The following is a 17,540-nucleotide window of genomic DNA, read 5'->3' as shown; positions in this document are numbered from 1 at the left end:
GGCTCAGAAACCGGACACCGGGTGCGGCACGTACGGCGCCTCCAGCTCCGCCACCTCGGCGTCGGTCAGCTCCAGCTCCAGCGCGGCCACCGCGTCGGTCAGGTGATGCGGCTTCGTCGCGCCCACGATCGGCGCGGTGACCGCCGGGTTGCGGGCCACCCAGGCCAACGCCACCTGGGCGCGCGACACCCCACGCTGCTCGGCCACCCGGCCCACCGCCTCGATCACCGCCCGGTCGTGCTCCTCGGTACGCGCGTAGAGCTTGCGGCCGAACTCGTCGGTCTCCGCCCGCGCGGTCGACTCCCCCGGGTCACGGGTCAGCAGGCCGCGGGCCAGCGGGCTCCACGGGATCACCGCGATCCCCTCGTCGCGGCAGAGCGGCAGCATCTCCCGCTCCTCCTCGCGGTAGAGCAGGTTGTAGTGGTTCTGCATGGAGACGAAACGGGTCCAGCCGTGCCGCTCGGCGGCCCAGAGCGCCTTGGCGAACTGCCACGCGTACATCGACGAGGCGCCCAGGTAACGGACCTTGCCGGCCCGGACCAGGTCGTGCAGCGCCTCAAGCGTCTCCTCGATCGGGGTGACCGGGTCGAGGCGGTGGATCTGGTAGAGATCGACGTAGTCGGTGCCGAGCCGCCGCAGGCTCGCGTCGATCTCGCTCATGATGTGCTTGCGGGACAGCCCGCCCCGGTTCGGCCCCGGCCCCATCCGGCCGTGCACCTTGGTCGCGATCACCACGTCGTCGCGGTCGGCGAAGTCCTTCAGCGCCCGGCCGACGATCTCCTCGCTGGTGCCGTCGGAGTAGACGTTCGCCGTGTCGAAGAAGTTCACCCCCAGCTCCAGCGCCTGCCGGATGAAGGGTCGGGCGGCGTCCTCCGGCAGTGACCAGGGGTGGGTGCCCCGACCCGGCTCGCCGTAGCTCATGCAACCCAGGCAGAGCCGGGACACCTCCAGGCCGGTGGAACCGAACGTCACGTAATCCATGCCGTCCATCTCACCACCGGCCGGCGGCGCGCGCAGTCCGGTGGGTCAGTGGTCCCCGGCCGGGATCGGGTCGTCGTACTGGCCGGACGGCCCGGCCAGCGGCTCACCGCCCACGAGCGGCCACGCGTTCGCCGCGCAGCCGTGCAGGCCGAGTGTCTGCTGCACCATCACCGGCGCCGGGCCGCCGGCCCGGGGGCAGCGCTCGTGGCCCCGGCCCAACCGGTGGCCCACCTCATGGTTGAGCAGATACTGCCGGTAGAGGCCGAGGTCGGGCACGTGCGGCACCCCGTACACCCAGCGGGCCACGTTGACCACCACGCGGTCGCCGTTGCGGCAGGAGGTGTAGCGGTCGGTCCGGTCGCCGCAAAGATCGCCACGGGTGACCGGGGTGGTCAGCAGCACCGTGAAGTCCGCCGGCCCGCCCCGGCCCACCCGTTGCAGCCGCCACCGGCCGTCGCCGGTCCAGCCGCGCGGGTCGGCGAGCGTCGCCGCGACCTCGCGGGCGAAGCGTTCGACGTCCACGTTGCGGATGCCGTCCTCGACCGCGACCCGGTAACGCAGCAGCTCGCCGGAGCGCCCGGCCACCGCGCCGACCGTGTCGGCGGTGCGGAAGTCGCCGCCGCCCCGCAGCGGGTAGGTGATGCCCGGCGGCACCCTTCCGGCCGCCGGGACCGGCGGCGGGGCGCTCCTCGTCGGCCGCGCGGTCACCGGAGACGGGCGCGCGTCCGGCACCGCCGCCGGCACGGTCCGCTCCACCCCGACCGCGGCCAGCAGCTCCGGGTGCCGCCGCACGGCGTACCCCCCGCCGGCCGTGAGGCCGGTCACGACGACGACCGCGGCCAGGGCGCGGACGCCGGCCCGCGACCTCCGTCGCCGCCGGTGCACACCCCGGTCCTGCCCGCCCACGTCGCTCTCCGTCCGTCGCACCGCCCGCGCTCCGCAGGAGAGTACGGAAGAGCGGGCCGCACGGTTGAACGGGCGGGCCGGGTACGGTCGATGTCGGGGTGGGCGACCGGCCGCCTGTCGGATCCAGGGAGCCACCCGTGTCATCAGCCGAGCCGCTGCTCGCCGACGCCCTCGCGGCGGCGCGCGGCACCGACGTACGCGCCGCCGAGCGTACCCTCGACGCCCTGGTGGTGGCCGACGGCGCGGCGGTGGACGCGGCCCTGCTCACCCGGCTGTCCCGGGCCGTGGGCCGGCTCTGGCCGCGCGGCTGGCAGCCGGTCGACCTGGACCGGCTGGCCACCCGCCGGCTCAGCCCACGCGGCGCCCGGCTGCTGCGCGACGCGCTGGCCGCCCAGCGACGCGGGTTACCCGCACCGGTCCCGGCCTGGTTCGACGAGCAGCTCACCGAGCTGGGCGCGCGCTGGGACGCCGACGCGGGCTGGCTGGACCGCCGCGCCGACGGCGACCGGATCACCGCGCTGCGGGACGCGGTCGACGCGCTCGTCCTGGTCGAAGGGCTGCCGCCGATCGCGCTGCTCCGGCCGCCGCCGGGCGCGGTCGCCGTCCCGTTCGCCGCCGCGCCGGCCACCGGCTCCCGGATGCTCGATCGGGTACGCGCGTTGCTGGCCAAGGCCGAGTCGAGCGGCTACCCGGCCGAGGCGGAGGCGTTCACCGCCAAGGCGCAGGAGCTGATGGCCCGGCACAGCATCGACGCGGCGCTGCTCGATGCCACGGCCGAGCGGCCGGACCAACCGGGTGGGATGCGCCTCGGCACCGACGCCCCGTACGCCGCGGCGAAGGCGCTGCTGATCCAGGAGGTGGCGGCGGCGAACCGGTGCGAGTCGGTCTGGTCCGACGACCTGGGCTTCGCCACCGTGCTCGGTTTCCCGGCCGACCTGGCTGCGGTCGACCTGCTGCACACGTCGCTGCTGGTGCAGGCCACCGCCGCGATGCTGCGCGGGCGGAGCGGACGCGGCGCAGGCAGCGGGCGGAGCGGACGCGGCACGGACAGCGATCGGAGCGGACGCGGCATGCGCAGCGGGCGGCGCACCAAGGGCTACGACGAGTCGTTCCTGAATGCGTTCGCGCTGCGGATCGGGGAGCGGTTGCGGGCCGCAAGCGTCGCCGCGACCGAGGAGCGGGACGACGAGCGGTTGCTGCCGGTGCTCGCGAGCCGTTCGGACGCCGTCCGGAGCCGCGCCGACCAGCTCTTTCCCGGCACCACCCGGCACCGGCTCCAGGTGCGCGACAGCGAGGGGTGGTCCTCCGGCACCACCGCCGCCGACCGCGCCTCACTAGACGCCAACCGCCCCGCCCCCCGCCCCGTGCACGGCCGCCCGCCCCGTTGATCATGAAGTTCACGGCGTACGCTGTCCGTTTTGTCGCCGCCTAGTTCATGATCGACGCCGGATGAACACGTCGGTCATCGCTTCTGCAGGCTGATCGAGGCGTAGTGTGCGAACCGCTCCACCGCCCAATCGAGTTGGGCGCAGGTGTGCCGATCCTTGCATTGCAGGCAGCCCCTTCATGGGCGATCAGAGGGCACCCAGTGAACTTCGATGATGCGATGCGCTTCGAAGACTTCCCGTGCCTCCGAGGCCGCACCCGGCTCGTCGATCGGCATGACCAGCCCTCCCCGAACAGTCACGAGTAGGCCGCCGTAGGGGGCAGAGTCCATGCGTCGTGCTCCCCCACGGCGGAACGACCGGAAACCTCGGATTGCTGAAGTCCAGGAGTGTCCGACCGCTGTCTCACTGTATCCACTGTCTCACTGTAGTCAAGTTCTCACTGTCTCCACTTTGTCGGATTGCCCGCTTGTCCTGAGCCGGTCCGGGCTGGAAACATGACCGCCGCTGAAGTCCAGGAGAGCCGATCATGCCGACGCGACCACCGCACTACCGGCGCGTAGCCGATGACATCGAGGCCAAGATTCGTTCTGGCGACTATGCACCGGGCCAACAACTGCCATCGGTTTCCGAGATCGGCGAGTTGTACAACATCGCCCGTTCTACGGCCTACCGCGCCGTGAAGGAACTGCACGCCCGGAACCTGATTTACGGGCAGCAGGGGCAAGGCGTCTTCGTAGCCGAGCCCGAGTAGGTTCCCACCCCTCCAGAAACCGCAACGCGACCTGTCGGATCGGGCCGGTCGGCTCCGACCCGTCTGCGAGGCGCCACCGACGGTGGCCCGAACCCGAGGAGTGGACCATGAAGTACATGCTGCTGATCTGGAACCGGCCCGGCTTCGTCGAGGAGCTGTCCGAGGCAGAGCGCAACGCGATCTTCGGCGAGGTCGACGAGATCATGAAGGAGCTGACCGAGTCCGGCGAGCTGGTCGGCGGGGAGGCGCTGGCCCACCCGTCGCAGACGCGGACGGTGCGGGCCACGGCCGGCGGCACCGAGATCACCGACGGGCCGTTCGTGGAGAGCAAGGAGCAGTTCGCCGGCTACCTGACGGTCGACTGCGAGACCCCGGAGCGGGCCGCCGAGATCGCCGCGAGCTGGCCGGACGTACGGCACGGCTTCGGCGTGCTTGAGGTGCGCGCGGTGATGGAGCAGGCCGGGACGGAGATGTGACCTCCCGGGCGGTCGAGGACCTGCTGCGGACGCTCGCACCGCAGGTCCTCGGCGTGCTCGTGCGCCGGCACGGCCAGTTCTACGCCTGCGAGGACGCCGTCCAGGAGGCGCTGCTCGCCGCCGCCACCCAGTGGCCGGCGCAGGGCGTGCCGGACCATCCCCGCGCCTGGCTGGTCACCGTGGCCACCCGCCGACTCACCGACGAGTGGCGCAGCGAACACGCCCGGCGGGAACGCGAGGTCGCGGTGGGCGTCCGGCAGCCGGCGTACACGACGGTCGCCCCGCCGGCCGACGAGGAACCGCCGAGCCGGGACGACACGCTGAAGCTGCTCTTCCTCTGCTGCCATCCGGCGCTGCCGGCCGGCGCCCAGGTGGCGCTCACCCTGCGGGCGGTGGGCGGGTTGAGCACCGCCGAGATCGCCCGGGCGCACCTGGTGCCGGAGGCCACCATGAGCCAGCGGATCCGCCGGGCCAAGCAGCGGATCGAGGCGGCCGGGGCGCGCTTCACGCTGCCCTCGGCGGCGGACCGGGACGAGCGGCTGGGCGCGGTGCTACGGGTGCTCTATCTGATCTTCAACGAGGGTTACACCGCGTCGAGCGGGGACGAGCTGCACCGGGCCGAGCTGACCGGGGAGGCGATCCGGCTGGCCCGGGAACTGCGCCGATCGCTGCCGGACCACGGCGAGGTGGCCGGGCTGCTGGCTCTGATGCTGCTCACCGACGCGCACCGGGCGGCGCGTACCGGCCCGGACGGAGAGCTGGTGCCCCTGGCGGAGCAGGACCGAACCCGCTGGGACCGGGCCGCCGTGGCGGAGGGGATCGCGCTTGTGACGGAGGCGCTGACCTGGTCCGCGCCCGGTCCGTACCAGGTGCAGGCGGCCATCGCCGCGGTGCACGCGGAGGCTCCCACCGCCGCGACGACGGACTGGCCGCAGATCGTCGCGCTCTACCGGGTGCTGGCCCGGCTCGCACCCAATCCGATGGTCACACTCAACCAGGCGGTCGCGGTGGCCATGGTGGACGGACCCCGCGCCGGTCTGGCCCTGCTCGCGCCGCTGGACGCCGACGACCGGACCGCCGGCCACCACCGGCTGGCCGCCGTCCGCGCGCACCTGCTCGAACTCGCCGGCGAGCGGGCGGACGCCCGGGCCGCGTACCTGGCCGCCGCCCGCGCCACCACCAGCCTGCCCGAGCGGCGTTACCTGGAGGTACGCGCCGCCCGCCTCGCCGTCGACCCCTGAGACACGCTTTGGGTGCATCTCTTGTCGCCCCAGCGACAACAGATGCACCCAAAGGAAAGCCCTCTGGTGTCGGCCAGATCAGAACAACTGACCCAGTCCGGGTGCGGCCGGCCCCAACGCTCCTCCCACTGCACCAGCTCCGCCTGCCAACGGGGCAGGTCAGGCCGGTAGTAGCGGCCGCGCCCCCTCGACCCACTCGTTGTCGAACTCAAGGCCGTCGGCGGTGAATCTGACCTCGTATTTGTCGCCGTCCCACCCGTCGTCGAGCGGCCGACCGTGCGCCACGTCGTCGATCATCGCGAGCGCGGCGAGGCAGGCGGAGCGGTAGACGGAGACGTCGGTAAGCAGCCACGCGCCGAGTGCCCGGTAACGCTGATCGGTCACGTCGAACAGCGGCAGCCCGAACTCATCGACGTAGAAGCTGATGTCTCCGGTCAGAACAGCCGCCCCCGGTACGGGTGCGGCATCTGCCAGGTCTCTTCCCAACGGAGCAGATCGGCCTGCCACTGAGGCAGGTCCGGGTGGTATTCACGGACGAGATCGGTGCGCTCCGGCATGCTGACCAGGAAGCGCCAATACCGTTCCAGCACCTCGCGAACCTCCGGCACCGAGTACTCGCCGTGCTGGAACTCCAACCATTGGTTCTGGAGTGTCACCCGGTCCGCTCCGAAGTGGACGTCGAACTTGTCGCTGCTCCACTCTTCAAAGGGCTCCCTGCCGTGCGACACGTCGTCGATCATGGCGAGAGCGTCCAGGCATACTCGGAAGTAGACGGAGATATCAGTGGTCAGCCACACCCCCAACGCCTCGTGGCGGGCGTCGTCCGCGTGATACAGCGGCAGCTTGAACTCGTCGACGGAAAACGTCATTGCACTCACGGACAACCTCCGAGTCGTCACACCACAGGCCAGCCGTGCTTCAGCGCACCCGTTTGAGGATGGTAGTAGCCCTCGATCGTCACGTTGCGGTAGCTGCCGCGCCACGTACCGTCGGGTAGGCGACGTGCGTTCTGAAAGGCGCCGCTAATGGCCGCGTCCACCTCGGCCGGGCTCCAGTGATCGGGAAAGAAGGAGCTTACGCCGTTATTGCCACCCTTCGGCTTCCATGCTCCGGCAGGCGGGTTGGCGGATCGATCGAAGTATTCCGGCTCGGCCGTATATGCCTGGGTCCGCGGGTCCCGGCGGACCGTACCGGGTTTCAATCGACGCCCCGGGAAGTCTTCTCCGCCCGGCCGGTAGTGGTAGCCGGAGCCGGTGGTCTTGCCCGGCCGCTCGTGCCCCTTGAACACGTGCTCTCGCGAATGCGGGGTCATCCGGCCGGGCCGGTTGCGCTTGTTGGCGCGCTTCAGGTATTTCAATGCCGCCCGCATCAGCCGCCCGCTGGCCTTGCCCGACCCCTTGGCCATCACCAGCTCACCCGTCGACGAGTTTCCAGAGGACTTCCTGGACGAGGTTGCCGACGATCGTGCGGGTCAACTGCTGGAAGACCGGGATCTCCAGCAGCGAGGCACCGAAGGTGACCGCCGCGGTGGCGATGGCCTGGGCGATCTCGATGGCCAGGATGACCAGTTGCACGATGACGGCGACCTTGAGGGCGAGCACGATCGCCGCGCAGATGATCAGGCCGGTGCCGGTGAGCACCGCGGCCGTCACCCCGTCGCGGAGGCTGTCGGCGGGGCTGTCCTCCCGGTTCCACCAGGTCTGGAACGCGGTGATGTCCTGGCCGGTGTGCTGCGTCCAGACCGCCGCCGCCCCGGTGTTCGCCTCGGCGACCACGCCGGAGAGGGTGCCGGAGAACCGGATCCAGGCGTTGCCCATCTCGAAGAGCTTGACCTCGTCCGCCTCCGGCCAGGTGTAGCCCAGGACGCCGAGCAGCGACCGCAGCTCGCCGGGCAGCTCCAAGCCCATCGTCAGCCTCCCAGTGACCGGCGCAGACCGTCGAAGCCCTGCGTGATCCTGGCTTCGACCTCGGCGTAACGCGCGGCCATGTCACCGAGGTCGACGCCGGCTGCGGAGATCTCGTCGAGCGCGGTGTCGAAGCATTCGAAGGCGAACGCGGAGACCTCGTCGTGCGCGGCCCCGATCAGCGAGCCGATGTCGTCGGAGCCCCAGGGGCGACCGAATCCGGCCAGCTCGGCCCGGAACGCGGTGAGCGCCTGACCGAACCGGGTCGCCGCACCGCCCAGCGCCTGCCCGGATGCGCCGAGCGCGTCGGGGTCGACCTCGACCGGCATCAGCGACCGTCCCGCTTGGAGAGCCGGTCCTGCGCCTCGACGAGCGCGTCGGTGAACGCGTTGAACTGGCGGCCGGCGTCCTCCTGGATCCGGCGTAGCTGCTCGCCCAGGGAGCCCAGGTCAACCTGGCCGGGGACGGCGGCGGTGGCCTGTTCCTGGAGGTCGGTGAGCGCGGCGTTGACCGCCGCCTCGATCTCCTCGGCCAGGGTTTCGCTCGGCATGCGCATGACCCGTGGATCCAGGGCCACGGCGGTGAGCCGGCCGGGCAGGCCGGCGGTGACCCGGATCAGGCCGTCGGCGGCCTCACCGACGCCTTCCGGTGGCGCGGGCGGCGCACCGTCGTCGGCGGCGTTGTGCCGCTGCAACGCGGCCATGGTCTCGGACAGGACCCGGCCGAGGCCGGACGGGTCGGCGGGTTGGGCCATCGCACAGCTCCTGCCGGAATCGAGGTCGCTTCGCATCTTATGCACCGAACGCGAGCCGGGGTGGCCCCGGGTGAGCGACCGTGGATGGTCCTGGACAGCACGCCGGGCCGGCCCGAAGGCCGGCCCGGTGGTGGTGCGAGGCGTACGTCAGCTCTTGAAGGCGTCCTTGATCTTCTCGCCGGCCTGCTTGAGCTTGGCGGCGGCCTGGTCGTTGCGGCCCTCGGCCTCGAGGCGCTCGTTGTCGGTGACCCGGCCGACGCCCTCCTTGACCTTGCCCGCGGTGTCCTGGGACGTGTTGTCGATCTTGTCGTCGAGACCCATGGGAACCTCCAACTCAGCAGTTGCGTGACGACAACTGATTACCCCGACGGCCGCCGGCCCAATCCAACGTCACCCGATCGGGCGGAACCGCCGCAGCCGCAGGCTGTTCGCCACCACGAAGACTGATGAGAAGGCCATCGCCGCACCCGCCAGCATCGGGTTGAGCAGCCCGGCGGCGGCCAGCGGCAGCGCCGCCACGTTGTAGGCGAACGCCCAGAACAGATTGCCCTTGATGATCGCGAGCGTGCGCCGGGAGAGCCGGATGGCGTCCGCCGCGGCCCGCAGGTCGCCCCGGACGAGGGTCAGGTCGGCGGCCTCGATCGCCACGTCGGTGCCGGTGCCCATGGCCAGGCCGAGGTCGGCCCGGGCCAGCGCGGCGGCGTCGTTGATCCCGTCGCCGACCATGACCACCACCCGACCCTCGCGCTGGAGCCGCTCGACCACCGCCACCTTGTCGGCGGGCAGCACCTCCGCGATCACCTCGTCGATGCCCACCTCGGCGGCCACGGTGGCGGCCACGGTGGCGTTGTCGCCGGTGAGCAGCACCGGGGTGAGCCCCAGACCGCGCAGCCGGTCGACCGCCGCCCGGCTGGTCGGTTTCACCGCGTCGGCCACCGCGAGCACCCCGCGGGCCCGCCCGTCCCAGCCGGCCAGGACCGCCGTGCGGCCGGCGGCCTCCGCGCCGGTCGCGGCCCGCGACACCTCCTCGGGTACGTCGAGACCGCGCTCCCGCAGCAGTCGGTTCCGCCCGACCACCACGCTCCGCCCGTCGACGGTGCCGGTCACCCCGAGCCCTTCGACGTTGGCGAAGTCGACCGCGACCGACGGTCCGGCCTGGGCCGCCGCCTCGGCGACCGCCCGGGCGATCGGGTGCTCCGAGGCCGCCTCCAGCGCGCCGGCCAGCCGGAGCAGCTCGGCGGCGTCCTCGCCGGTGGCGGGCCGCACCTCGGCCAGCGCCATCCGGCCGGTGGTGACGGTGCCGGTCTTGTCCAGCACCACGGTGTCGACCCGCCGGGTGGACTCCAGCACCTCCGGCCCCTTGATCAGCACGCCGAGCTGCGCGCCGCGCCCGGTGCCGACCAGCAGCGCGGTCGGGGTGGCCAGGCCGAGCGCGCACGGACAGGCGATGATCAGGACGGCCACGGCGGCGGTGAACGCGGCGGTCGGCCCGGCGCCGGTGGCGAGCCACCAGCCGAGCGTGCCGGCGGCCAGGGCGATCACGATCGGCACGAAGACGCCGGAGATCCGGTCGGCGAGCCGCTGCACCGCGGCCTTGCCGGTCTGGGCCTGCTCCACCAGCCGGGCCATCTGGGCGAGCTGGGTGTCCCCGCCGATCCGGGTGGCCCGAACGACGAGCCGGCCGCCCGCGTTGATCGTGGCGCCGACCACCGTGTCGCCGGGGCCCACCTCGACCGGTACCGACTCACCGGTGAGCATGCTGGCGTCGACCGCCGAGGTGCCCTCCTCGACCACGCCGTCGGTGGCGATCTTCTCCCCGGGGCGCACCACGAACCGGTCGCCGACCACGAGCTGGTCGACCGGGAGCCGGACCTCCTGCCCGCCGCGTCGTACCGCCACGTCCTTCGCGCCCAGTTGGAGCAGGGCCCGCAGGGCGGAGCCGGCGGTGCGCTTGGCGCGGGCCTCGAAGTATCGACCGGCCAGGATGAAGACGGTCACCCCGGCGGCGGCCTCCAGATAGATGTTGCCGGCGCCGTCGCTCCGGGTGATGTCGAACCGGAACGGGTGGGTCATCCCCGGCATGCCGGCGTCGCCGAGGAAGAGCGCCCAGAGCGACCACCCGAACGCGGCGAGCGTGCCGAGCGAGACCAGGGTGTCCATGGTCGCTGCGCCGTGCCGCAGGTTGACGAGCGCGGCCCGGTGGAACGGCAGCCCACCCCAGACCACCACCGGCGCGGCAAGCGTCAGCGAGAGCCACTGCCAGTAGTCGAACTGCCAGGCCGGGACCATGGCCAGCACGATCACCGGCAGGGTCAGCACGGCGGAGACCCACAGTCGGGTACGCGGGCCGCGCAGCTCGTCCGCCGGCTCACCGGCCACGGTCTCGCGAGCCGGCGCGGGCGGCGGCGGCACCACGGCCGTGTAGCCGGTCTTCTCCACGGTCGCGATCAGGTCGGCCGGGGCGACCTCGTCGGCGTACCGGACGGTGGCCTTCTCGGTGGCGTAGTTCACCGTGGCCTCGACGCCGTCCATCCGGTTGAGCTTCTTCTCGATCCGGGCGGCGCAGGACGCGCAGGTCATCCCGCCGATGGCGAGTTCGATCTGATTCGGCGCGGTGGGCAGCGCCTTTCCCGTGGTGTTCATCGGTGCCTCCTCGGTTGCGCGGGTCCGTGGACCGTCACGCCCCGGCGAGGTCGTAGCCGGCCTCGTCCACGGCGGCGCGTACGGCGTCCGCGTCAAGCGGGCTCTGACTGGTGACGGTGACCCGGCCGGTGGCCAGGTCCACCTGGACGTCGGTGACGCCCGGCAGCGCGGTCAGCTCGGCGCTCACCGCGTTGACGCAGTGGCCGCAGGTCATGCCGTTGACCTGGTAGGTGGTGTCCATCTCGCCCTCCGATCCGATACCCCCCAGGGGTAGGAGTCGAACGTTAGCATACCCCCGAGGGGTACGCTATCCTCGGCGCATGACCACGCCGCCCACCCCGACCCGGGGCTACACCGCCAGCAAGGACCAGCTCCTCGCCCGGCTCCGGCGCGTCGAGGGCCAGGTCCGGGGCGTCGAGAAGATGGTCGAGGACGACCGCTACTGCATCGACGTGCTGACCCAGATCTCGGCCGTCCAGGCCGCGCTGGACAAGGTCGCCCTGGGCCTGCTCGACGGCCACGCCCGGCACTGCATGCACGAGGGCGCCGCCGAGGGCCGGGCCGACGAGATGGCGACCGAGATGATGGCCGCCGTGGGCCGTCTCATGAAGCGCGGCTGACCGGCCCGTGGGCGCCGACCACGGCCGTACCGTCCCCGCGCCGCCGCGCGTACGCCGAATCCTCGTCGCGACCGTGGTGCCGCTGTTCGTGCTCACCGTGGTCGCGGCGCTGGCGCTGTGGCCCCGGCACGGACCGGAGCCGACGGGCGGCGCGAACGTGCCGCGTCACCACGGCACGGTGACCCGGGTGGTGACCGAGCCCTGCCCGCCGACCCCGGAGGAGCCGGCGGGCACCGCCGGGCGGTGCGGCACCGTGACCGTCGCCGCGGAACAGGGTCCGGACGCCGGCCGGGAGGTCGAGACGCCGATCCCCGCCGGGCCGGGCGCGCCCCGGGTCGAGGTCGGTGACGAGGTGATCCTGGTCGAGCTGACCGACCCGGCCGATCCGGCGGCGACGACCTACCACATCGCCGAGCACCAGCGCGGCACGCCGCTGGTGTGGCTGGTGGCGCTCTTCGCCGCCGCGATCGTGGCGTTCGGCAGGTGGCGCGGGCTGGCCGCGCTGGGTGGCCTGGTGGCGAGCTTCGCCATCCTGCTCGGCTTCGTGCTGCCCGGGATCGGCGCCGGCCGGTCCCCGCTGCCGGTGGCGATCGTCGGCGCCGCCCTGATCATGTTCGTGGTGCTCTACCTGACGCACGGGATCAGCGCGCAGACGTCGGTGGCGGTGCTCGGCACGCTCGGCAGCCTGGTGGTCACCGGGGCGCTCGGCACGCTCGCCACGGCCGCCACCCACCTGACCGGCTTCGGCAGCGAGGACGCCACCACGCTGTCGATGTTCCAGGGCGACGTCGACCTGCACGGGCTGCTGCTGGCCGGCATCATCATCGGCTCACTCGGCGTGCTCGACGACGTCACGGTCACCCAGGCGGCAACCGTCACCGAGTTGGCGCGCGCCAACCCGGGGCTGTCCCGGCGGGCGCTCTACCGGGCGGCCACCCGGGTCGGCCGGGCGCACATCGCGTCCACGGTCAACACCATCGTGCTGGCCTACGCGGGCGCCTCACTGCCGCTGCTGCTCCTGCTGGTCGCCGACTCCCGCCCGGTGAGCGAGATCCTCACCAGTGAGTTCCTGGCCCAGGAGATCGTCCGAAGCGCGGTGGCCACCATCGGCCTGATCGCCGCCGTACCTCTGACCACCGCCCTCGCCGCGGTCGTCACCACCGCCGGGCGGCGCGGGCCGGACGACGACCCGGCGCCGCCCGCCCCGCGGTCGCCGCGGGAGCGGGACGAGGCGCTTGAGGCGCTCGGCGGGGCGCCCGCCGAACGTTGGCCCGGCGACCCGAGGAGTACGCAGGACGCATGGTGACACTCCGCAGCGTGACGGCCGGAATCAAACGCGATGCTGGTCACGCTGGGCAATGTCGAATTCTCGCGATTGGTCGGCTTCCGGACGTAGATCCCCGGTCGGGGTGTCGGGTAACCTCGCTGCCGGTCACCGCCGAAGGCACGCACCGGTGCCTGCGGTACCGCCGCCCAATCGCCTCCGGGCGAGCCGGGGAACCAGGTACATGGGGTGAATCCGCGCGAGCGGTAGGGGCCACTTCCGTCCCGAACCCGTCAGCTAACCCGGTCGGCGGCCGACGGAAGGGAACACTGTGACGGCACCCCTGCGCCGCTGGCTCACACCCGTGGTGGCCGTGCTCGCCTCGTGCGCCGTGCTGGCCGGGCCGACCCCGGCGACAGCCGCCCCGCACGCCGCCGCGCCCAGCCCCTCCGGGCACGCGGAGGACGACGACCCGCCGCTCATCACCGAGGCGATCGACTCCGCCAACCGGGCGTACCTCCAGGCCAAGACGAAGCTGACCACCTCGCAGAAACGCCAGAAGCTGCTGGCCGCCGAGGTGAGCGCGGCGGAGGCCGAGTTGGAGGCGCTCAGCCCGCAGGTCAACCAGATCGCGGCACAGTCCTATCGGACCGGTCGGATGGGCGCGATGGCGATGCTGCTGGAGAGCGACTCGCCCGACTCGTTCGTCAGGCGTGCCAACGCTCTGGACGAACTCAACCTCTTCAACGCGCAACGGCTCACCGCCATCAACGCCGCCAAGAACCGCGCCGCCCAGGCCAAGCTGGCCATCGACGCCGAGGTGCGCGAGCAGGAGAAGCAGACGAACGCGATGGCCCGGGAGCGGACCGAGGCGCAGAAGGCGCTGAAGCTCGTCGGCGGGCTGGGCTTCACCGGTGGTCTGGTCTCGGCCACGTCGCCGGTCGCCAAGGTCGGCCCCGGCCGCACCGCCGACGGCGGGTGGAAGTCGGAGTCGTGCAGCGAGAACGACCCGACCACCTCCGGCTGCGTCACGCCGCGCACGCTGCACGCCTACAAGGAGGTCAAGCGGGCCGGCTTCAACCGTTTCGTGGGCTGTTACCGCCCCGGCGGGCCGTGGGAGCACCCCAAGGGCAAGGCCTGCGACTGGTCGCTGCAGAAGAGTGGCTTCTCGCCGTGGCACAACAACGACACCCGCAGGTACGGCAACGAGGTGGCCGCGTTCCTCATCCGCAACGCCGACCGGCTGGGCATCTACTACGTGATCTGGAACCGGCAGATCTGGTTCCCGGCGACCGGTTGGAGTTCCTACAGCGGGCCGTCCAACCACACCGACCACGTGCACATGTCGCTGCTCTGACGCCACACACACGCGCGCGAAGGGGCCGCCCGCGGGCGGCCCCTTCCGTCTGTCCGGTGCGGTCAGCCGGCGAGTGCCGGATCCGCCGGCGCGGCCGGCGCGGGCAGCGGAGCCGGTGACTGCGCCACCGTCCGCACCTCGCCGCCGCTGAGCCGGTAGGACATGCCGACCACCGCGCACGCCCCGCCCGCCACCCGCCCGGCGAGGACCGTCGACCGGGCCAGCAGGGCCTCCACGGTCTGCGCGATGTGGACGTCGATGATGCCGTCGAGATCCTCGACCCCCTGCCGGGCGGCCCGGAGCAGGCTGGGCGAGACGGCGTCCACCACCGCGCCGAGGTGTCCGGCCGGGGCGGCGCCGGTGCGGACCGCCTCCCGGGCCGCCTGAACCGCGCCGCACGAGTCGTGACCGAGCACCACCACGAGCGGCGTGCCGAGCACGGTGACCGCGTACTCCACGCTGCCGAGCACCTCGGGACCGGCGGTGTGCCCGGCGGTACGTACCACGAAGAGGTCGCCGAGCCCACGGTCGAAGATGATCTCGGCGGCGAGTCGGGAGTCGGAGCAGCCGACGACCACCGCGAACGGGTGCTGGCCGTCGGCGACCGCGGCCCGGCGCCCGGCGTCCTGGTTCGGGTGCTGGGGCACACCGGTGACGAACCGGTGATTACCGGCCCGCAGTTCGGCGATCGCCTCGTCAGGAGTGGTCAGGCTCATTGCTGCTCACCTCGTGTTCGCGCGGAACGACCGGGCCGGCCGGCGGTGTCGGCCTCGCGACCCACCGTCACACGCGGCCGGAAGGCACGTCAAGATTTCGTGATACGCGTTTCATACGTCGCCGTCCCGGCCCGCACCGCGGTCGGAGCGCCCGAGCCGGGAAAGCCATACCATGACCACCATGGCGACCACACCAGGCGAGGACGGGAGCCGCCGGAACTGGACCTTCCTCACCAACCACGGGCACGTGCTGCTGGTCATCGCGCGCAACCCCACCGCACGACTGCGGGACGTGGCCGCCGAGGTGGGCGTCACCGAGCGCGCGGCCCAAGCCATCGTCGCCGACCTGGAGGCCGGCGGTTACCTCCGCCGCACCCGGGTGGGCCGGCGCAACGAATACACGATCAACCCGACCGGCCGCTTCCGGCACCCGGCCGAGGCCGACCAGCAGGTGGGTGCGCTGCTCGACCTCTTCGCCGCCGAACCCGCCCGGGACACCACCGAGCGGTGACCCCCGCCGGGCGCATGCCGTGCCCGCGTACGCCCGGCCGCGACGGTAATCTCACCGCGTGCGCGACAGCTTGCGGCCCGGCTGCCCACCCGCCCGGCACCGGACCAGGTCCGTCCTCTCCGGAGCCGCGGTGGCGGCGCTGCTCGGTGGCGCGCTCGCGGTGCCCACGCCCGCCGTGGCGGCGCCGAAGTGCGGGCCCACCGGCGGTCCAGCCCCCACCGAGGTGCCGTGGGCGCTGAGCCGGCTCGATCCGGCGGCGGCCTGGCGGGTCGGCAAGGGGCGGGGCGTCACGGTCGCCGTCATCGACTCCGGCGTGTCGCCGAGCCACCCGTTGCTTCGCGGCCGGGTGCTGCCCGGCGAGGACTTCAACCAGTTGGTCCACCTGCGCGGCCAGTGCGACCTGGTCGGCCACGGCACCATGGTGGCCGGCATCATCGCCGGTCGCGAGGGCAGCGGATCGCCGTACACCGGCATCGCGCCGGAGGCCCGCATCCTGCCGCTTCGGGTCCTGGCGGAGAACAAGGAGAACTTCGACCCCGACGTGCCGGGCGAGATCGGGCGGGCGATCAGCTGGGCGGTCGACCACGACGCCGATGTGATCAACCTGTCCCTGGTCACGCTCGACGAGCCGGCGCTGAAGTCGGCGGTCGACGGGGCCCTCCGCAAGGGCGTGGTGATAGTCGCCTCCGCCGGCAACCGGCAGGAGAACCGGGAGGACCGGCCGGCCTACCCGGCGGCGTACCCGGGGGTCATCGCCGTCGCCGGGATCGACGAGCAGGGCGGCCACGTCGGCAGCTCGGTCAGCGCGGACTACGTGGACATCGCCGGCCCCGGCCTGAACATCGTCGGACCCGCCCCGCAGGGTTCCGGCTACCGGGCCGAACCGCAGGGCGGGACGAGCTTCGCCACCGCGTACGTCTCCGGCGCCGCCGCGCTGGTGCGCGCCGCGCACCCGGACATCAGTCCGGAGGAGGTGGCCTACCGGCTCACCCGCACCGCCGACAACCCGCCCGACGGGCACAACGCCCAGGTCGGCTACGGGATGGTAAACCCCTACCGGGCGGTGACGAGCCTGCTGGGCACCCGGAACGACGCGCCGCTGGGCGCGATGCCGCCACCCGCGCCGCACGTCGACCCGCTGGCCTGGCAACGCACCGTGGCGATCTGGGTCGCGGTCGTCGGCGCGCTGCTCGCAGGCGTCCTGCTGACGCTGAAGCCGATCCTGGTACGCGGCCGGCGGCGCGGCTGGCGGCCCGGCCGGCGCGACCTGCCACGGAACGCCTGACCGGGGCGGTTCCCCGGCGCCGCCCGCCGGCCGGCGCCGCACGGAAGCACAGCGGCTCCGCCCGACACGAGCCGGAGCGGAGCCGCGACGGACCGGTCGAGGGTCAGTTGCCCCAGACCTTGGAGTTGCTCATCTCCGTGGTCATGTAGTTTTCGCGGGCGATGCCCACCGCGCCGCCGATCTCGTTGAGGACCTTGTTGATGTCCCGCACGGCGGCGTCCCACTGGGCCTGGTGCTGCTGGTAGGCGACCCGGTCCTGGCCCTCCCACTCGAGCTTGGTCAGCATGGCCCGCAGCGTGTCCAGCTTCTCGTCGATGGTCCGCGAGATGGCCTGCATCTGCTGGTTGCTGCTTTCGAGGACAGCGTAGTCAACCTTGATGCTCATCGATTCCTCCTCTGCCTGTCTTCGCGGATCACGGGTTGAGCGCAGCGTGGAACTTGTCCAGCATCTGCTGCTGCTCTTCGTCGTTGACCTGGTGGGTCGTGCCGGACTTGTCGAGCAGGTCCGCGATGTTGTCCATCGCCGTGAGCAGCTTGCTCGTGTCCTCGGTCCAGCGGTTCATCAGGCTCTGGAAACCCGTGGACGCCTGGCCCTTCCAGGCCATGGCCAGGTCGTCGACCACGTTCCACAGCTTCTTGAGCTCACCGTCGACATCGCTGCGCGTGGACCGCACGTCACTCGCGGCGGTGTGCAGAGAGGCTGCACTGACCTCGAACGCCATGCTCACACCCTTCCGTCATCT

Annotated in this window: 23 protein-coding genes and 1 riboswitch; of the genes, 9 read left to right on the top strand and 14 right to left on the bottom strand. The window is 72.4% G+C overall.

Features of this window, described 5'->3' with window-relative positions:
• Positions 1-3: 3 nt before the first annotated feature.
• Complete coding sequence (locus O7613_RS28680; protein WP_281590528.1) at positions 4-981, bottom strand: aldo/keto reductase; 978 nt, start codon at positions 979-981, stop codon at positions 4-6.
• Between the two features lie 45 nt (positions 982-1,026).
• Positions 1,027-1,908 (bottom strand): DUF3152 domain-containing protein, encoded by an 882-nt coding sequence (locus O7613_RS28675; protein WP_282290986.1) that lies wholly within the window; start codon positions 1,906-1,908, stop codon positions 1,027-1,029.
• A 116-nt stretch (positions 1,909-2,024) separates the two neighbouring features.
• Here O7613_RS28675 and O7613_RS28670 point away from each other — a divergent pair, with 116 nt between their 5' ends.
• From O7613_RS28670 to O7613_RS28655, 4 genes are all read left to right on the top strand, one after another.
• Positions 2,025-3,275 carry a DUF2786 domain-containing protein gene (locus tag O7613_RS28670; protein WP_282290985.1) on the top strand — a complete coding sequence of 417 codons (1,251 nt, stop codon included), beginning with the start codon at positions 2,025-2,027 and terminating at the stop codon, positions 3,273-3,275.
• Positions 3,276-3,801: 526 nt separating this feature from the next.
• A complete protein-coding gene (locus tag O7613_RS28665) occupies positions 3,802-4,026 on the top strand; it encodes a GntR family transcriptional regulator (RefSeq protein WP_281585229.1) in 225 nt (74 codons plus the stop codon).
• Between the two features lie 107 nt (positions 4,027-4,133).
• Positions 4,134-4,502 carry a YciI family protein gene (locus O7613_RS28660; protein WP_281585230.1) on the top strand — a complete coding sequence of 123 codons (369 nt, stop codon included), beginning with the start codon at positions 4,134-4,136 and terminating at the stop codon, positions 4,500-4,502.
• Entirely contained in the window at positions 4,499-5,743 is a 1,245-nt protein-coding gene (locus O7613_RS28655) for a sigma-70 family RNA polymerase sigma factor (RefSeq protein WP_282290984.1), read from the top strand. The genes O7613_RS28660 and O7613_RS28655 overlap by 4 nt, the downstream gene beginning before the upstream one ends.
• A gap of 159 nt (positions 5,744-5,902) precedes the next feature.
• On the opposite strand, the gene O7613_RS28650 is transcribed toward O7613_RS28655, so the two are convergent.
• The 9 genes from O7613_RS28650 to O7613_RS28610 all read right to left on the bottom strand — a co-directional run bounded on the left by O7613_RS28650 (position 5,903) and on the right by O7613_RS28610 (position 11,285).
• Complete coding sequence (locus O7613_RS28650) at positions 5,903-6,127, bottom strand: hypothetical protein (protein ID WP_282290983.1); 225 nt, start codon at positions 6,125-6,127, stop codon at positions 5,903-5,905.
• Between the two features lie 50 nt (positions 6,128-6,177).
• Complete coding sequence (locus tag O7613_RS28645; protein WP_282290982.1) at positions 6,178-6,612, bottom strand: hypothetical protein; 435 nt, start codon at positions 6,610-6,612, stop codon at positions 6,178-6,180.
• Positions 6,613-6,638: 26 nt separating this feature from the next.
• Positions 6,639-7,148: an EndoU domain-containing protein gene (locus O7613_RS28640; RefSeq protein ID WP_282290981.1), complete on the bottom strand. Its 510-nt coding sequence runs from the start codon at positions 7,146-7,148 to the stop codon at positions 6,639-6,641.
• Positions 7,149-7,155: 7 nt separating this feature from the next.
• Positions 7,156-7,650: a hypothetical protein gene (locus O7613_RS28635; RefSeq protein ID WP_281585233.1), complete on the bottom strand. Its 495-nt coding sequence runs from the start codon at positions 7,648-7,650 to the stop codon at positions 7,156-7,158.
• Positions 7,651-7,652: 2 nt separating this feature from the next.
• A complete protein-coding gene (locus O7613_RS28630) occupies positions 7,653-7,976 on the bottom strand; it encodes a hypothetical protein (RefSeq protein ID WP_282290980.1) in 324 nt (107 codons plus the stop codon).
• Positions 7,976-8,401 (bottom strand): YbaB/EbfC family nucleoid-associated protein, encoded by a 426-nt coding sequence (locus O7613_RS28625; RefSeq protein ID WP_282290979.1) that lies wholly within the window; start codon positions 8,399-8,401, stop codon positions 7,976-7,978. The genes O7613_RS28630 and O7613_RS28625 overlap by 1 nt, the downstream gene beginning before the upstream one ends.
• 147 nt (positions 8,402-8,548) lie before the next feature.
• The gene (locus tag O7613_RS28620; RefSeq protein ID WP_282290978.1) at positions 8,549-8,722 is read right to left on the bottom strand and encodes a CsbD family protein; all 174 of its coding nucleotides are present in this window, start codon (positions 8,720-8,722) and stop codon (positions 8,549-8,551) included.
• A gap of 69 nt (positions 8,723-8,791) precedes the next feature.
• Positions 8,792-11,044: a heavy metal translocating P-type ATPase gene (locus tag O7613_RS28615; RefSeq protein WP_282290977.1), complete on the bottom strand. Its 2,253-nt coding sequence runs from the start codon at positions 11,042-11,044 to the stop codon at positions 8,792-8,794.
• Between the two features lie 34 nt (positions 11,045-11,078).
• Positions 11,079-11,285 carry a heavy-metal-associated domain-containing protein gene (locus O7613_RS28610; protein ID WP_281585238.1) on the bottom strand — a complete coding sequence of 69 codons (207 nt, stop codon included), beginning with the start codon at positions 11,283-11,285 and terminating at the stop codon, positions 11,079-11,081.
• A gap of 79 nt (positions 11,286-11,364) precedes the next feature.
• Between O7613_RS28610 and O7613_RS28605 the strand changes: the two genes are divergently transcribed.
• The 3 genes from O7613_RS28605 (at position 11,365) to O7613_RS28595 (ending at position 14,285) form a co-directional block, all read left to right on the top strand.
• Positions 11,365-11,664, top strand: coding sequence for a metal-sensitive transcriptional regulator (locus O7613_RS28605; protein WP_281585239.1), 300 nt, complete (start codon positions 11,365-11,367; stop codon positions 11,662-11,664).
• Between the two features lie 7 nt (positions 11,665-11,671).
• Positions 11,672-12,970 carry a YibE/F family protein gene (locus O7613_RS28600; protein WP_282290976.1) on the top strand — a complete coding sequence of 433 codons (1,299 nt, stop codon included), beginning with the start codon at positions 11,672-11,674 and terminating at the stop codon, positions 12,968-12,970.
• A 154-nt stretch (positions 12,971-13,124) separates the two neighbouring features.
• Positions 13,125-13,256, top strand: a riboswitch (cyclic di-AMP (ydaO/yuaA leader).
• 3 nt (positions 13,257-13,259) lie between these two features.
• Positions 13,260-14,285 carry a hypothetical protein gene (locus tag O7613_RS28595; RefSeq protein WP_281585241.1) on the top strand — a complete coding sequence of 342 codons (1,026 nt, stop codon included), beginning with the start codon at positions 13,260-13,262 and terminating at the stop codon, positions 14,283-14,285.
• Between the two features lie 62 nt (positions 14,286-14,347).
• On the opposite strand, the gene O7613_RS28590 is transcribed toward O7613_RS28595, so the two are convergent.
• On the bottom strand, positions 14,348-15,001 hold the full coding sequence (locus O7613_RS28590) for a carbonic anhydrase (protein ID WP_282290975.1): 654 nt from the start codon (positions 14,999-15,001) through the stop codon (positions 14,348-14,350).
• A 172-nt stretch (positions 15,002-15,173) separates the two neighbouring features.
• On the opposite strand from O7613_RS28590, the gene O7613_RS28585 reads away from it, so the two are divergent.
• The gene (locus O7613_RS28585; RefSeq protein ID WP_281585243.1) at positions 15,174-15,512 is read left to right on the top strand and encodes a helix-turn-helix domain-containing protein; all 339 of its coding nucleotides are present in this window, start codon (positions 15,174-15,176) and stop codon (positions 15,510-15,512) included.
• A 58-nt stretch (positions 15,513-15,570) separates the two neighbouring features.
• Positions 15,571-16,797, top strand: a complete 1,227-nt coding sequence (mycP, locus tag O7613_RS28580; RefSeq protein WP_282290974.1) for a type VII secretion-associated serine protease mycosin — start codon at positions 15,571-15,573, stop codon at positions 16,795-16,797.
• A gap of 103 nt (positions 16,798-16,900) precedes the next feature.
• Here the strand turns inward: mycP and O7613_RS28575 are convergent, their stop codons facing one another.
• A complete protein-coding gene (locus O7613_RS28575; protein WP_091062555.1) occupies positions 16,901-17,182 on the bottom strand; it encodes a WXG100 family type VII secretion target in 282 nt (93 codons plus the stop codon).
• A gap of 28 nt (positions 17,183-17,210) precedes the next feature.
• Positions 17,211-17,519: a WXG100 family type VII secretion target gene (locus O7613_RS28570; protein ID WP_281585245.1), complete on the bottom strand. Its 309-nt coding sequence runs from the start codon at positions 17,517-17,519 to the stop codon at positions 17,211-17,213.
• Positions 17,520-17,540 lie beyond the last annotated feature (21 nt).

The sequence above is a fragment of the Micromonospora sp. WMMD975 genome, assembly GCF_029581215.1.
Classification (GTDB): Bacteria; Actinomycetota; Actinomycetes; order Mycobacteriales; family Micromonosporaceae; genus Micromonospora.
Note: the sequence above shows the minus strand (reverse complement) of the source record. Positions and strands in the feature narration are given on the sequence as shown.

What these genes read in the sequence shown, in the direction of transcription:
- O7613_RS28575 (WP_091062555.1), bottom strand. Translation starts at nt 17,182, where the DNA reads ATGAGCATCAAGGTTGACTACGCTGTCCTCGAAAGCAGCAACCAGCAG.
- O7613_RS28590 (WP_282290975.1), bottom strand. Translation starts at nt 15,001, where the DNA reads ATGAGCCTGACCACTCCTGACGAGGCGATCGCCGAACTGCGGGCCGGT.
- O7613_RS28665 (WP_281585229.1), top strand. Translation starts at nt 3,802, where the DNA reads ATGCCGACGCGACCACCGCACTACCGGCGCGTAGCCGATGACATCGAG.
- O7613_RS28630 (WP_282290980.1), bottom strand. Translation starts at nt 7,976, where the DNA reads ATGCCGGTCGAGGTCGACCCCGACGCGCTCGGCGCATCCGGGCAGGCG.
- O7613_RS28610 (WP_281585238.1), bottom strand. Translation starts at nt 11,285, where the DNA reads ATGGACACCACCTACCAGGTCAACGGCATGACCTGCGGCCACTGCGTC.
- O7613_RS28570 (WP_281585245.1), bottom strand. Translation starts at nt 17,519, where the DNA reads ATGGCGTTCGAGGTCAGTGCAGCCTCTCTGCACACCGCCGCGAGTGAC.
- O7613_RS28645 (WP_282290982.1), bottom strand. Translation starts at nt 6,612, where the DNA reads ATGACGTTTTCCGTCGACGAGTTCAAGCTGCCGCTGTATCACGCGGAC.
- O7613_RS28585 (WP_281585243.1), top strand. Translation starts at nt 15,174, where the DNA reads ATGACCACCATGGCGACCACACCAGGCGAGGACGGGAGCCGCCGGAAC.
- O7613_RS28660 (WP_281585230.1), top strand. Translation starts at nt 4,134, where the DNA reads ATGAAGTACATGCTGCTGATCTGGAACCGGCCCGGCTTCGTCGAGGAG.
- O7613_RS28615 (WP_282290977.1), bottom strand. Translation starts at nt 11,044, where the DNA reads ATGAACACCACGGGAAAGGCGCTGCCCACCGCGCCGAATCAGATCGAA.
- O7613_RS28620 (WP_282290978.1), bottom strand. Translation starts at nt 8,722, where the DNA reads ATGGGTCTCGACGACAAGATCGACAACACGTCCCAGGACACCGCGGGC.
- O7613_RS28605 (WP_281585239.1), top strand. Translation starts at nt 11,365, where the DNA reads ATGACCACGCCGCCCACCCCGACCCGGGGCTACACCGCCAGCAAGGAC.
- O7613_RS28680 (WP_281590528.1), bottom strand. Translation starts at nt 981, where the DNA reads ATGGATTACGTGACGTTCGGTTCCACCGGCCTGGAGGTGTCCCGGCTC.
- O7613_RS28625 (WP_282290979.1), bottom strand. Translation starts at nt 8,401, where the DNA reads ATGGCCCAACCCGCCGACCCGTCCGGCCTCGGCCGGGTCCTGTCCGAG.
- O7613_RS28635 (WP_281585233.1), bottom strand. Translation starts at nt 7,650, where the DNA reads ATGGGCTTGGAGCTGCCCGGCGAGCTGCGGTCGCTGCTCGGCGTCCTG.
- O7613_RS28640 (WP_282290981.1), bottom strand. Translation starts at nt 7,148, where the DNA reads ATGGCCAAGGGGTCGGGCAAGGCCAGCGGGCGGCTGATGCGGGCGGCA.